The 13,810-nt window shown below is 67.3% G+C and carries 11 protein-coding genes; all 11 read left to right on the top strand.

Annotation, left to right across the window (positions count from 1 at the left end):
- Positions 1-16: 16 nt before the first annotated feature.
- Positions 17-547 (top strand): tripartite tricarboxylate transporter TctB family protein, encoded by a 531-nt coding sequence (locus ACFO5X_RS11265; protein WP_380717544.1) that lies wholly within the window; start codon positions 17-19, stop codon positions 545-547.
- Entirely contained in the window at positions 547-2,160 is a 1,614-nt protein-coding gene (locus tag ACFO5X_RS11260) for a tripartite tricarboxylate transporter permease (protein WP_380717543.1), read from the top strand. The genes ACFO5X_RS11265 and ACFO5X_RS11260 overlap by 1 nt, the downstream gene beginning before the upstream one ends.
- A complete protein-coding gene (locus ACFO5X_RS11255) occupies positions 2,157-3,389 on the top strand; it encodes a Tm-1-like ATP-binding domain-containing protein (protein ID WP_380717542.1) in 1,233 nt (410 codons plus the stop codon). Before ACFO5X_RS11260 ends, ACFO5X_RS11255 begins: the two co-directional genes overlap by 4 nt.
- Before the next feature lie 146 nt (positions 3,390-3,535).
- Positions 3,536-5,629 (top strand): FAD-dependent oxidoreductase, encoded by a 2,094-nt coding sequence (locus ACFO5X_RS11250; protein ID WP_380717541.1) that lies wholly within the window; start codon positions 3,536-3,538, stop codon positions 5,627-5,629.
- 19 nt (positions 5,630-5,648) lie between these two features.
- Positions 5,649-6,839: an acyl-CoA dehydrogenase family protein gene (locus tag ACFO5X_RS11245; protein ID WP_380717540.1), complete on the top strand. Its 1,191-nt coding sequence runs from the start codon at positions 5,649-5,651 to the stop codon at positions 6,837-6,839.
- Positions 6,840-6,843: 4 nt separating this feature from the next.
- Entirely contained in the window at positions 6,844-7,971 is a 1,128-nt protein-coding gene (locus ACFO5X_RS11240) for an acyl-CoA dehydrogenase family protein (protein WP_380717539.1), read from the top strand.
- Complete coding sequence (locus ACFO5X_RS11235) at positions 7,952-8,380, top strand: PaaI family thioesterase (protein ID WP_380717538.1); 429 nt, start codon at positions 7,952-7,954, stop codon at positions 8,378-8,380. Before ACFO5X_RS11240 ends, ACFO5X_RS11235 begins: the two co-directional genes overlap by 20 nt.
- On the top strand, positions 8,377-9,153 hold the full coding sequence (locus tag ACFO5X_RS11230; RefSeq protein ID WP_380717537.1) for an oxepin-CoA hydrolase, alternative type: 777 nt from the start codon (positions 8,377-8,379) through the stop codon (positions 9,151-9,153). The genes ACFO5X_RS11235 and ACFO5X_RS11230 overlap by 4 nt, the downstream gene beginning before the upstream one ends.
- Positions 9,150-10,649, top strand: coding sequence for a class I adenylate-forming enzyme family protein (locus ACFO5X_RS11225; protein ID WP_380717536.1), 1,500 nt, complete (start codon positions 9,150-9,152; stop codon positions 10,647-10,649). The genes ACFO5X_RS11230 and ACFO5X_RS11225 overlap by 4 nt, the downstream gene beginning before the upstream one ends.
- A gap of 67 nt (positions 10,650-10,716) precedes the next feature.
- Positions 10,717-11,232, top strand: a complete 516-nt coding sequence (locus tag ACFO5X_RS11220) for a DUF2478 domain-containing protein (RefSeq protein ID WP_380717535.1) — start codon at positions 10,717-10,719, stop codon at positions 11,230-11,232.
- A gap of 79 nt (positions 11,233-11,311) precedes the next feature.
- Positions 11,312-13,711 carry a phenylalanine--tRNA ligase subunit beta gene (gene pheT / locus ACFO5X_RS11215; RefSeq protein WP_380717534.1) on the top strand — a complete coding sequence of 800 codons (2,400 nt, stop codon included), beginning with the start codon at positions 11,312-11,314 and terminating at the stop codon, positions 13,709-13,711.
- Positions 13,712-13,810: the final 99 nt, after the last annotated feature.

The following is a 13,810-nucleotide window of genomic DNA, read 5'->3' as shown; positions in this document are numbered from 1 at the left end:
CGGGATACGTGACACCATGACCACCGAACGTGAGCGCCGTTTTGTCGGGCCCCGGCGCGGGCAGCTGATCTTTGCCCTGGCCTTCGTCGCGCTCTCGGCCCTCCTGCTCTCGATGATCACCCAGCAGACGGCCTGGCTGCCGAAAACCAGGCTGTTTGCCCAGCCACGGTTCTGGCCGGCGGTCGGCCTCGGGGCGATGACCCTGCTCGGCGCGCTGCACCTGATCCGCCTGCCCTGGCGGCGGCTCACCCCGGCGGACTGGACCGAACTCCGGCGCTGGGGCAGCATCCTTGAATTCGCGCTCTGGTTCATGGGCTACGTGCTGATCGTGCCGGTGCTGGGCTATCTGCCCGTGACCCTGGCCTTCGTTCTCGCCCTGACCTGGCGGATGGGCTACCGCGACCGTAAAATGTATCTCTATGCGGCCCTTTTCGGCCTTGTCGTCGTGGTGGGGTTCAAGGGGTTGCTCAACGTCCGGATCCCGGGCGGCGCGGTATATGACTACCTGCCCGACCCGTTGCGCGGCTTCTTCATCCTGTATCTCTGATGGATCTCCTGATCTCCGCCATCGAAGTCCTGATGCGCTGGGATGTCGCCCTGGCGCTGCTCGTCGGCTCGGTCGGCGGCGTGCTGATCGGCGCCATCCCCGGCGTCGGCCCGGCGGTGGCCATCGCCATCCTGCTCCCGGCCACCTTCTCGATGGACCCGATCGTCGGTCTGACCCTCCTGCTCGGCATCTACGGCAGCTCGATGTATGGCGGGGCCATTCCCGCCGTGCTGATCAACACCCCCGGCACCGCCGTCAACGCGCTGACCACCTACGACGGCTATCCGATGACCGCGCGGGGCGAACCGCAGCGCGCGCTCAGTCTCGCCTATTCGTCCTCCTTCTTCGGCGGCATGTTCTCGGTCGCGTGCCTTGTCCTCTTCGCGCCGGTACTGGCCAAGGTCGCGCCGATGTTCGGCAGCCGCGAGATCTTTCTGGCCGCCCTGCTCGGCATCATTCTCGTCATCGTCGCCCACCGCGGGCAAAGCCTGATCGCGGGCGCCCTCGCCGCGCTGGGCATCTTCATCCAGACCATCGGTTTCGAACCGGTCAAATACACCCAGCGCTACACCTTCGATCAGCCCTTCATGCAGGGCGGTCTCAACCTGATCGTCGTCGTCCTCGGCCTTTTCGCGCTCAGCCAGGCCTTTGTCCTGCTGACCAGCGAGGACGAGAAGTTCCGCACCACCCGCCTGCGCGGCGGGCTGCTGCAGGGTCTGCGCGAACTGGCCCGCCATCCCCGCGTTGCCACCGTCTCGGCCAGCTTCGGCGTGCTGATGGGAATCATCCCCGGCGTGGGCGAATTCACCGCGCAGTTCCTCTCCTACACCTACGCCCAGCGCACCTCGAAACGGCCCGAGGATTTCGGCCACGGCGCCTCCGAAGGCCTGATCGCCGCCGAAACCTCGAACAACGCCGTGCCCGCGGCGGCCATGGTCCCCCTGCTCGCCTTGGGCATCCCGGGCGAGGCGCTGACCGCCATGATGCTCAGCGTCTTCTACGTTCACAACGTGGTGCCGGGCCCGGGGCTGTTCCAGAACAGCATGGACTTCGTCGTCGCGCTCTACATCGCGCTGGCGGTGCTGAACGTGCTGGTACTGCTGTTCCTTCTGGTCGCCACCAGGCCCTTGATCCAGCTGGTCAAAATCCCTAACCGTTTTCTCGGGATCTGCGTCCTCACCCTCAGCTTCGTCGGCGTCTACTCGCTGCGCAACTCGGTCACCGACTGCGTGATTGCTGCGGTGTTCGGACTGTTCGGATACGTGCTGAAACGGCTCGACCTGCCGGTGGTGCCGATCATCCTCGGCATGGTCCTCGGCAATATCATGGAGGTAAAACTGCGCGCGGGCATGGCGCGCGTGAAGGAACCGCTCGATTTCATCGACCGGCCGATTGCCTTTATCCTCTTCATCGTCATCCTGCTCGTACTCGGCGCGCATCTGATCCGTGTCCTGGCGGACCGGCGCGACCTGAAAGCGGCCGAGCGCGAGACGAAGACACGCCCGACCCGCTTTGGCGGCCTGCTGTTCCGCCGCAAAGGCACGATCGACCGCAGCCGCGCGCGGGCGGTCCGGGCACGGCATATCAGGCCAGGCGGCGAGAGGGGACAATGACGGCTGACAAGACCATCCTCGTCGTGGGCACCTGGGATACCAAGGATGCCGAACTCGCCTATCTGGTCCGCATCATCCGCGAACAGGGCGGCGACGTGCTCACCATGGACGTCAGCGTTCTGGGCGACCCCTCCCGCCCCGCCCATATCGGCAAGCACGAGGTGGCCGAGGCCGGCGGCGCGTCGATTGCCGAGGCCATCGCCACCGAGGACGAAAACGCCGCCATGCAGATCATGGCCCGGGGCGCGGCGGCGAAGGCGCTGTCGCTCTGGCGCGAGGGGCGCATCGACGGCGTCATCGCGCTCGGCGGCACGATGGGCACCGACCTCGCGCTCGATCTCTGCGCTGCTCTGCCACTGGGCGTACCCAAGTATATCGTCTCTACAGTGGCCTTTTCCCCGCTTCTGCCCCCCGACCGGCTCGCCGCGGACATCCAGATGATCCTCTGGGCCGGGGGCCTCTACGGTCTGAACGCGGTCTGCAAATCCTCGCTGTCACAGGCCGCCGGCGCCGTGCTGGGCGCGGCCCGCGCAGTCGAACCGCCCCGCCGCGACCGCCCGCTGATCGGGATGACCTCCTTCGGCAAGACCGTCCTGCGCTACATGGTCGACCTCAAGCCGGCCCTGGAACAGCGCGGTTTCGACGTCGCGGTCTTCCACGCCACCGGCATGGGCGGCCGCGCCTTTGAATCGCTCGCCGCCGAGGGCGCCTTCGCCGCCGTCATGGACTTTGCCCCGCAGGAAGTGGCGAACCACCTGTTCGGGGGTCTGTCCGCTGGCGCCGACAGGATGACCGCCGCAGGCCGCGCCAGCATCCCGCAACTGGTCGCGCCGGGCTGCTACGACCTTGTCGATTTCGTCGGCTGGCAGGAAACGCCACGCAAACTCGCCGGCCGCCCGACCCACGCCCACAACCGCCTGTTGACCTCCGCCGTGCTGAACGCCGAAGAACGCCGGCAGGTCGCGCGCGCCCTCTGCGATAAACTCGCCTCGGCCCGTGGACCCGTGGCCCTGCTGCTGCCCGAACAGGGCTGCAACGAATGGGACCGCGACGGCGCGCCGCTCTCCGATCCCGAAGGCCTCGCCGCCTTCTGCGACGAAATCCGCAAGTGCTGCCCGCCCAATGCCACGCTCCACCGCCTGGATGCGCACATCAACGACGCCGCCTTCTCGAACCGCGCCCTCACGATCTTCGACGACTGGGTAACGCAGGGCCTCGTGCATCGCTGACCAGTTGCACCCCTGCAGGATATGTGGAATAGCCTTCCGCAGATCGGAACGATGCGGCCAAAGGCACCCTTGCAATGCCACGGCGTCCCGCTAGGCTCGCCCCACCGGGCCCAGGGGCTCCGGCCGCGAGCTTGGAGGAGAATCGCGTGCCTGACGCAATCGGATATGAACGGATCGGCGACATCGCCGTCCTGTCGGCAAACAACCCGCCGGTCAATGCCCTTGGCTACGACACACGTGTCGGGCTGATCAAGGGGATCGAACGCGCCGAAGCCGACACAGGCGTGCGCGCCGTCCTGATCTATGGCGAAGGCGCGACCTATTTCGCCGGGGCGGACATCCGCGAATTCGGCAAGCCGCCGCGCGAACCCTACCTGCCCGACGTTTGCAACCGGATCGAGGCCTGCCCGCTGATCGTTGTCTCGGCCATGCATGGCACCGCGCTGGGCGGCGGGCTGGAAATCGCGCTCTCCTCGCATTACCGCATCGCCGTCCCTTCGGCCCGCATGGGTCTCCCCGAGGTCAACCTCGGCCTGATCCCCGGCGCCACCGGCACCCAGCGCCTGCCCCGCCTGACCGGGGTGGAACCCGCCATCGACCTCGTCACCTCGGGCCGCCAGATCGGCGCGAAAGAGGCGCTCAGCCTCGGCGTCATCGACAAGGTGGCCGAGGGCACCCCGCGCGACATCGGCCTCGCCTATGTGCAAGAGCTGCTCGACAGCGGCGCGAACCGCCGCGCCGTCAGCGAACTGCCCGCCCCTGCGCCGATCGACTTCGACGCCGCATATGACGCGGCACTCGCCAAGGCGCGCGGCCAGCTTTCCCCCGCCTACGGCGTCCGCGCCATCCAGGCCGCCAGCGAGAAACCCTTTGCCGAGGGCGTCGCCGAGGAACGCCGCCTGTTCATCGAACTGATGGGCACGAAGCAGCGCCAGGGCATGATCCACGCCTTCTTCTCGGAACGCGCCGTGGGCAAGCTTCCCGAACTTGACGGCGTCACCCCGCGCGAGGTCAAGGCCATCGGCGTCATCGGCGGCGGCACCATGGGCGCCGGCATCGCCACCGCCGCGCTGCAATCCGGCCTGAACGTCGTCCTGCTGGAAATGTCGGCCGAGGCCGGCGAGGCCGCGCGTGGCCGGATCGAGGGCAACCTCTCCGGCGCGCTGAAACGCGGCAAGCTGTCCCAGGAAAAATACGACGCGATGGTCGGCAAGGCCCTGACCATTGCCACCGATTATCAGGCTCTAAGCGACGTGGATCTCGTCATCGAAGCCGTCTTCGAACGGATGGACGTCAAGAAGGAGGTCTTCCGTAAGCTCGACGCCGTCTGCAAACCGGGCGCGGTACTGGCGACGAACACCTCCTACCTCGACATCGACGAAATCGCAGCCGAAACCAGCCGCCCGCAGGACGTGATCGGCCTGCACTTCTTCTCGCCTGCCCATATCATGAAGCTGCTCGAGGTGGTCGTCGCAGCCAAGACCGCGCCCGAAGTCGCCGCAACCGGCTTTGCCCTCGGCAAGCGGCTGGGCAAGATCTCGGTGCGCGCCGGGGTCTGCGACGGTTTCATCGGCAACCGCATCCTCAAGACCTACCGCACCGCCGCCGAACACATGGTGCTGGACGGCGCCAGCCCCTACCAGATCGACAAGGCGCTGACCGATTTCGGTTTCGCCATGGGCCCCTATGCCGTCAGCGACCTCGCCGGTCTCGACATCGGCTGGATGACCCGCCAGCGCCTCGCCCCCACGCGCCACCCACGCGAACGGGTGCCGACCTATGCGGACAGGCTCTGCGAGGCCGGCCACTACGGCCAGAAGACCGGCAAGGGCTATTACATCTACGAAGGCTCGCGCCGCGGCGGCATCCCGAACCCCGAGGTGATGGACCTGATCGAGGCCGAGCGTGCGCAGCTGGGCCTGACCCCGCGCGACTTCTCCGACGACGAGATCGTGCGCCGCTACATGGCCGCGATGGTCAACGAAGGCGCCAAGGTGCTGGAAGAAGGCATCGCCCGCCGCCCGCTCGACATCGACATGGTGTTCCTGTCGGGCTACGGTTTCCCGCGCTATCAGGGCGGGCCGATGAAATGGGCAGATATGCAGGGTCTGGACAAGGTTCTGGCCGATATCCGCACATTCGCAAAAGACGACGACTGGTTCTGGCAGCCCGCACCGCTGCTGGAACGGCTGGTGGCCGAGGGCAAGACCTTCGACGACCTGAACAAGGCCGCGGCCTGACATTCAAGCGGAGGGACAAATGGACCTGAACTGGAGCCCCGAAGACATCGCCTTCCGCGAGGAAGTGCGCGCCTTTCTGGACGAGAAACTGCCGAAAGACCTGTCCGACAAGGTCAAACGCCGTGGCGAGCTGACCAAGGCCGACATGGAACGCTGGCACGCCATCCTGAACGAAAAGGGATGGCTCGCCCCCGGCTGGCCCAAGAAATTCGGCGGCGCGGAATGGAACGCGGTGCAGAAACACATCTTCGAGGAAGAAGCCGCCCGCGCCGGTGCCCCGCGCATCGTGCCCTTCGGCCTCGCCATGCTGGCTCCCGTTCTGCAGAAGTTCGGCAGCAAGGAACAGCAGGACTACTACCTGCCTCGCATCCTCAACGGCGACGACTGGTGGTGCCAGGGCTACTCTGAACCCGGTGCAGGCTCTGATCTGGCGTCCCTCAAGACCCGCGCGGTGCGCGAGGGCGACCACTACATCGTCAACGGTCAGAAGACCTGGACGACGCTCGGCCAGCACGCCAACATGATCTTCTGCCTGGTCCGCACCGACCCCGACGCCAAGCAGCAAGAGGGCATCTCCTTCCTGCTGATCGACATGAACACCCCCGGCATCGAGGTGCGCCCGATCATCCTGCTCGACGGCGTTCACGAGGTGAACGAGGTCTGGTTCACCGACGTCAAGGTGCCGGTCGAAAATCTGGTGGGCGAGGAAAACAAGGGCTGGACCTACGCCAAATACCTGCTGACCCACGAACGCACCGGCATCGCCGGGGTCGGGTTCAGCCAGGCCGGTCTGGAATCGGTGAAACGGATCGCCAAGGCCGAACAGGCGGGTGGCAAGCCGCTGATTCACAACCCGCATTTCGCGGCGCGGCTCGCCAAGGTGGAAATCGACCTGATGGCGATGGCGACCAGCAACATGCGCATCATTTCGCAGGCCGCCGCCGGTCAGGCCCCGGGCGTCGAAAGCTCGATGCTCAAGGTCAAGGGCACCATCATCCGCCAGGAAATCAACGACCTCGCCCGCCGCGCGGTCGGCCCCTACGCGATGCCCTTCCCGTCGGAATCTATCGAGGGCGACAACGACCCGATCGGGCCGGACTACGCCGGGCCCCAGGCCGCGGCCTATTTCAACAATCGCAAGCTGTCGATCTTCGGCGGCTCCAACGAGATCCAGCGCGGGATCATCGCCAAAGTGAAGATGGGAGGCTGAGCAGGTGGATTTCAACCTGACCGAAGAACGCCAGATGCTGCAGGACACCCTGCGTCGCTATCTGTCGGACAAATACGACACCAAGACCCGCAACGCCATCATCGACTCTGACAAGGGCTATTCGCCCGAAATCTGGGCCAAACTGGCCGAACTGGGCGTCATCGGCGCGCTGTTCACCGAAGATCAGGGCGGCTTTGGCGGCCTCGGCTTCGACCTCTCGACCGTGTTCGAGGAACTGGGCCGCGCCGGCGTCGTGGAACCGCTGCTCGACACCGCCATCCTGGGCGGCGGGCTGATCGCCGCGCTGGGCAACGACGACCAGAAGGCGCTGATCGAAAAGCTTATCGAAGGTGACGTGCAACTCGCGCTCGCCCATGGCGAACCGGTTGCCCGCTATGACCTCTCGCGGGTCGAGACCACCGCCAAGGACTCCGGCGGCGATATCGTGCTGAACGGCCGCAAGTCCGTCGTGGTGAATGCCGAGGCCGCCGACCACCTGATCGTCTCCGCCCGCGAAAGCGGTGGCGTCGCGGATACCGATGGCATTTCGCTCTTCCTCGTGCCGGCCGGCACCTCGGGCATGACCCTGCGCAGCTATCCGATGCTCGCCGGGGGCCACGCCGCCGAGGTGACGCTCGACAACGTGACAATCCCGGCCAGCGCGCGTCTGGGCGCGGCCGGAAAGGGATTTGGCCCGCTGACCGATGCCATCGCCCGCGCCAACGTCGCCCTCGCGGCCGAGGCGCTTGGCGCGATGGTTACGGCGGTCGAACTCACCCGCGACTACCTGATGACCCGCAAGCAGTTCGGCCGCCCGATCGGCACCTTCCAGGCCCTGGCGCACCGCTATTCCGACCTGCTGATCGAGCTGGAACAGGCCCGCTCCGCCGTCATCAACGGCGCAGGCCACCTCGAAACCGACGCGCGCGACCTGCAGATCGCCTCGATGCGCAACCTGATCGGGCGCGTGGGTCGTCTGGTGGCCGAGGAATCGATCCAGATGCACGGCGGCATCGCCATGACCAAGGAATACGAACTCGCCCATATTGCCAAGCGGATCGTGATGACCGACCACCGCTTTGGCGACACCGACTACCACCTGGGGCGTTTCATTGAACTCAGCGCGGCATGATCCCGTCCTGCGGATCGGCGAGACCGGAACGCAGCGCCTGATCGGATGGGTGACCGACACCGGTCACCCGGACGGCCGCGCGCGCGTGTCGCTGGATGTCACCGGCGATCACACCAACCGTCACGATGTCCTGCACGGCGGCATCGTCGCCACCCTGCTCGACAGCGCCTGCGGCATCTCGGGCTCCATGCACATGGACCCCGTAGACCTGCCGCCGATGCTCAGCGTGTCTTTCACTGTCCAGTTCATCGCGCCGATGCTGCAGGGGCAGGCGACGGCCATCGGCACCGTGACCGGCGGCGGCAAGCGAACGCTCTTCATCTCGGGCGAGTTGCGCGACGAAAGCGGACGGCTGATCGCAACCAGCACCGGCGTCTACAAACCCGCCCGAAAGGAAGCCGCGGCATGACCCTGGCCCGCATCGACGACCGGGGCGACCGCCTTGTCGTGGTCAACATGAACGCCAGCCGGCGCGGCGCGCTGTCGCCCGACCTCTATTCGGCGATCAACGAAGCCACCTGGCAGGCCACCGAAAAGCGCATCCGCGCGGTGATCCTGACCTCCGAGGGCGGCTTCTTCTGCGCCGGCGGCGATCTGAACACCCTGATCGAGCGGCGCAAGCTTACCGAACCGGAACGCCGCGACAAGATCGACGGTCTTCACGGCGTCATCCGCGCCATCCGCGCCTGCCCGGTGCCGGTGATCGCCGCCGTCGAAGGCGGCGCGGCCGGGGCCGGCGTCTCGCTGGCGATGGCCTGCGACCTGATCGTCGCCTCTGCCGGAGCCAAGTTCACCGCCGCCTACGTGAAGGCCGGGCTGGTGCCCGACGGCGGGCTGACCGCTGCCTTCGCCCGCATGCTCCCCCGTCCGCTGGCGATGGAGATGTGCCTGCTGGCGCGCCCCGTCACCGCCGAACGGATGGCGCAGCTGGGCGTCGTCAACGCCGTTGTCCCGGCAGGCAGCACCGAAGCCGAGGCGAACGCCCTCGCCGATGCCCTCGCCGCCGGCCCTCCGCTGGCCCAGTCCGCCATCCGCGCGCTGGTCAATCAGGCCTACGACACCACCGAGGCCGAACAGCTCGACCGCGAACGCGACGCCATGGCCATCGCCCAGGGCGGCGACGAAGCGGGCGAAGGCATTTCCGCTTTCCTCGAAAAACGCAAAGCCGACTTTTCCAAATGACCGCACACTGGCACGACTATCTCGCGGCACAGATCGCCACGCGCCCCGACGCACGCGCGGTCAGCGATGCCGGCGGCACCGACTGGACCTATAGCGACCTCGACGCCGCCTGCGACGCCATCGCGGGGCATCTCCGCGCGGCCGGGGTGCAGCCGGGCGACCGTGTCGCCGTGCTGATCGAGAACTCGGCGGCCGGTGTCGCCGCCCTCTTTGCCGCCTCGCGCATGGGCGCCATCGCCCTGCCAGTGAACCCGCGCCAGTCCGCCGGCGAGATCGACCGCATCCTCGGCCACGCCCGGCCCGCGGCGGTCCTCTTCACCTCTGCCATATCGACGGATGCGGCAGCCCAGGCCGCCCGCCTCGGCGCCACCCCCATCACCGGTGCCTTCGGCGAGATGCATCTCGCCACGCCCTTCCTCAGCGCGCCCGATGACCTGCCCGACGTCGCGGTCCTGCTCTACACCACCGGCACCACCGGCGCGCCCAAGGGCGTGATGCTGACCCACGCCAACCTTCTCTTCGGCGGCCGCAGCTCGGCCACCCAGCGCAAGATCACCCCCGAGGACCGGATTTACGGCGTTCTCCCGGTCAGCCACGTCTTCGGCCTGACCTCGATCACCACCGCCGGCCTCTGCGCCGGCGCGCACCTGCATTTCGAGCCGCGCTTCTCGGCCGCCCGGCTGTATCAGGCTCTGACAAGCGGGTTCACACTCTATTCCGGCGTTCCGCAGATGCACGCGGCCCTCATGCAATACGCCAAGGAACAGGGCTACGACCGCCTTCCCGACAGCAGGCTGCGCTATGTCTCCTCCGGCGCCGCGCCGCTCGATCCGGCGTGGAAGCGCAAGGCCGAGGCCTTCTATGGCGTGCCCCTGCAAAACGGCTTCGGAATGACCGAAAGCACCGCAGGCGCCACGCTGACCCACAGCCTGCTCGGCGACCCCGACACCTCCTGCGGTCCCGCCCTGCCGGGAACCGAGCTGGCGATTGACGAGTCCGTGCCCGGCGGCGGCAATGGCGTGGGCGAGGTGCTGACCCGCGGCCCGCATGTGATGAAGGGCTATTACCGCAACCCCGAGGCAACCGCCGCGGTTCTCTCGGCCGACGGCTGGCTGCGCACCGGCGACCTCGGCCGCATCGACGAGCAGGGCCGTCTGCACATCGTCGGCCGCTCGAAAGAACTCATCATCCACGGCGGCTTCAACGTCTATCCGCCCGAGGTCGAAGCCGCGCTGAACGAACATCCCCAGGTCATCCAATGCGCCGTGATCGGCCGGCGCAAGGACGGCGATGAAGAAGTTCTCGCCTTCGTCCAGGCCGCGCCCGACGATCTGCCCGACCCGGACGCGCTGCGCGCCTTCGCCGCCGAACGCCTGTCGGGTTACAAGCGCCCCGCGCGGATCATCGTCGCAACCAGCCTGCCCGCCGCACCCACCGGCAAGATACTGAAACACCGCCTGCTGGACATCTTCGCCGATCAGCTCGGCCCGGCCTGACCGCCCTTGCGGCCCCACGGGGTTGCCCGATACACTCATCCCGTTCCCGAAGCGGAGGCGCAGGCTCATGAGCATCGGATACACCATGGCGGGCAGCCGCGGCGGCACCGACCTGCTGCTGGCCGGTCTGGCCGCGCGTCTCGCGGGCAACGGCCTGCGGGTGGCGGGCGTCGTCCAGATCAACAGCGACTGCGGCCCCGACCGGCCCTGCGACATGGATGTCCGCGTTCTGCCGAACGGTCCCGACCTGCGCATCTCGCAATCGCTCGGCCGCGGCTCGCGCGGCTGCCGGCTCGACCCCGAGGCGCTGGAAACCGCCGTGGGCCATGTCCTTGCCTCGCTCAACACCCCCGTCGATCTGCTGCTGGTCAACAAGTTCGGCAAGCATGAATCCGAAGGCCGCGGCTTTCGTCCTGTCATCGCCGAAGCCGCCGCTCTTGGCATCCCGGTCCTCGTGGGTCTGAACGCGACCAACCGCGCTGCCTTCCTCAACTTCGCCGGCGATCTGGCCGTCGAGCTGCCCGCCGACGAGGGCGCGCTGGCCGAATGGGTCGCCGATACCCGCGCCCGGATCACCGCCTGATTTCGGCTGTACCTTGCGCTGACGGCCATTCTTTGCCATTGCCAGCGCGACCGGAAATTGCCCTGCGAAAGCCGAACCGATGAAATTCACCCTGTCCTGGCTGAAAACGCACCTCGAAACCACCGCCAGCGTCGACGAGATCGCCGAGACGCTGACCGATCTCGGGCTCGAGGTCGAAGAGGTGTCGAACCCCGCTGACCGGCTCAGGGAATTTACCATCGGCAAGGTGCTCCATGCCGAGCCCCACCCCGACGCCGACCGCCTGCGTGTCTGCAAGGTGGCGACCGACGAGGGCGAGCTGCAGATCATCTGCGGCGCCCCGAACGCGCGCGAGGGCATCACCGTCGTCGTGGCAAAGCCGGGCGTCTACGTGCCAGGCATCGACACCACCATCGGCGTCGGCAAGATCCGCGGCATCGAAAGCTTCGGCATGATGGCCTCGGAACGCGAACTCGAGCTGTCGGACGAACATGACGGCATCATCGAACTCCCCTCGGGCGAGGTCGGCGAGCGCTTCATCGACTGGCTGGCCGATAACGACCCCTCCAAGGTCGATCCGGTGATCGAGATCGCAATCACCCCCAACCGGCCCGACGCGCTTGGCGTGCAGGGCATCGCGCGCGATCTCGCCGCACGCGGGATCGGGAAGCTGAAGCCCCGGCCCGTCGATCCCGTTCCCGGCGAATATCCCTGCCCGATCTCCGTCAGCATCGACGCGGATACCCTCGACGGCTGCCCGGTCTTCACCGGCCGGCTGATCCGCGGCGTGAAAAACGGCCCGTCGCCGCAATGGCTTCAGGACCAGCTGCGCGCCATCGGGCTGCGCCCGATCTCCGCGCTGGTCGATGTGACCAACTTCTTCACCTACGACCGCAACCGCCCGCTGCACGTCTTCGACGCCGACAAGGTCGCCGGCGGCACCCTGCGCGTGCACCGCGCCAAGGGCGGCGAGACCATCGAGGCGCTCGACGACAAGACCTATACCTTCGAACCCGGCATGATGGTAATCTCCGACGCCAACGAACCGGAAAGCATCGCCGGCATCATGGGCGGCGCCGCTTCGGGCGTGACCGAGGAGACCGTCAATGTCTTCCTCGAATCCGCCTTCTGGGACAACGTGCAGATCGCGCTGACCGGCCGTGCGCTCAAGATCAACTCGGACGCGCGCTATCGTTTCGAGCGGGGCGTCGATCCTGAATTCACCCTCCCGGGCCTGGAACTGGCAACCCAGATGATCATCGATCTCTGCGGCGGCGAAGCCTCCAGTGTGGTCGTCGCCGGCGCCATTCCTGATCACCGCCGCGCCTACAAGCTCGACACCGCGCGGGTGCAAAGCCTTGTCGGCATGGACATCCCCGAAAGCGAACAGCGCCAGACGCTGACCCGCCTCGGCTTCCGTCTGGAAGGCAATCTGGCCCAGGTGCCCAGCTGGCGCCCCGACGTGACCGGCGAGGCCGATCTGGTCGAGGAGGTCGCCCGCGTCGCCTCGCTCACCAAGCTCGAAGGCCGGCCGCTGCCGCGCCTCACCGACGGCGTGCCGCGTCCGGTGATGACGCCGATGCAGCGCCGCGAACAGGCCGCGCGCCGGACCTGCGCCGCGCTCGGCTACAACGAATGCGTGACCTACTCCTTCATCGACCAGGCCAGCGCGGCACTGTTCGACGGCGGAACCCCGGCGACGATGCTCGAAAACCCGATTTCCTCGGAAATGAGCCACATGCGCCCCGACCTTTTGCCCGGCCTGCTTCAGGCGGCAGCCCGGAACCAGGCGCGCGGCTTCATGGACATGGGCCTGTTCGAAATCGGCCCTGTCTTCCACGGCGGCGAACCGGGCGAACAGCAGGCCCAGGTGACCGGCCTGCTGATCGGCCGCACCGGCCCGAAGGACGTGCAAAAGGCCGCGCGTGCCGTGGATGTCTTCGATGTCAAGGCCGACGCCGAGGCCGTGCTAGCCGCGATGGGCGCGCCCGCCAAGGTGCAGATCCAGCGCGGCGGCGCCGGCTGGTGGCATCCGGGCCGGCACGGGCGTATCTGCCTAGGCCCGAAGAAGGTGCTGGGCGTCTTCGGTGAGCTGCACCCCAAGATTCTGGCCGCGATGGACGTGAAAGGCCCGGCGATGGCCTTCACCCTCTGGCCCGAAGAGGTGCCGCAGGCCCGCAAGGGCACCGCGACGCGCGCGGCGCTGGAACTGCGCGACCTGCAGGCGGTCGAACGCGACTTCGCCTTCGTGGTCGACGCCGGGGTCGAGGCGCTGACGCTCGTCAACGCCGCCGCCGGGGCGGACAAGGCGCTGATCGAGGACGTGCGCGTCTTCGACGAATTCCGCGGCGGCTCGCTGGGCGAGGGGAAGAAATCCCTCGCCGTCACCGTGCGCCTCCAGCCCACCGGCAAGACCCTGACCGAGGCCGAGATCGAGGCGGTTTCGGCCAAGATCGTCGAAAAGGTGACCAAGGCCACCGCCGGCACCCTGCGCGGCTGACGGCACGCCGTTCCTACATGTCCTAGCTAGGACGGGGGTCTAACCCGTTGTCCAAAATACAGATAGCGCTAACAGCCTTCTGAAGACGCCGCGCCGAAA

Source organism: Seohaeicola nanhaiensis (assembly GCF_042654245.1).
Lineage (GTDB): Bacteria > Pseudomonadota > Alphaproteobacteria > Rhodobacterales > Rhodobacteraceae > Seohaeicola_A > Seohaeicola_A nanhaiensis.
Note: the sequence above shows the minus strand (reverse complement) of the source record. Positions and strands in the feature narration are given on the sequence as shown.

Bases quoted from the DNA above. Each gene is read 5' to 3' on its own strand.
- ACFO5X_RS11255 (WP_380717542.1), top strand. From the start codon at position 2,157: ATGACGGCTGACAAGACCATCCTCGTCGTGGGCACCTGGGATACCAAG.
- pheT (WP_380717534.1), top strand. From the start codon at position 11,312: ATGAAATTCACCCTGTCCTGGCTGAAAACGCACCTCGAAACCACCGCC.
- ACFO5X_RS11220 (WP_380717535.1), top strand. From the start codon at position 10,717: ATGAGCATCGGATACACCATGGCGGGCAGCCGCGGCGGCACCGACCTG.
- ACFO5X_RS11230 (WP_380717537.1), top strand. From the start codon at position 8,377: ATGACCCTGGCCCGCATCGACGACCGGGGCGACCGCCTTGTCGTGGTC.
- ACFO5X_RS11245 (WP_380717540.1), top strand. From the start codon at position 5,649: ATGGACCTGAACTGGAGCCCCGAAGACATCGCCTTCCGCGAGGAAGTG.
- ACFO5X_RS11225 (WP_380717536.1), top strand. From the start codon at position 9,150: ATGACCGCACACTGGCACGACTATCTCGCGGCACAGATCGCCACGCGC.
- ACFO5X_RS11260 (WP_380717543.1), top strand. From the start codon at position 547: ATGGATCTCCTGATCTCCGCCATCGAAGTCCTGATGCGCTGGGATGTC.
- ACFO5X_RS11265 (WP_380717544.1), top strand. From the start codon at position 17: ATGACCACCGAACGTGAGCGCCGTTTTGTCGGGCCCCGGCGCGGGCAG.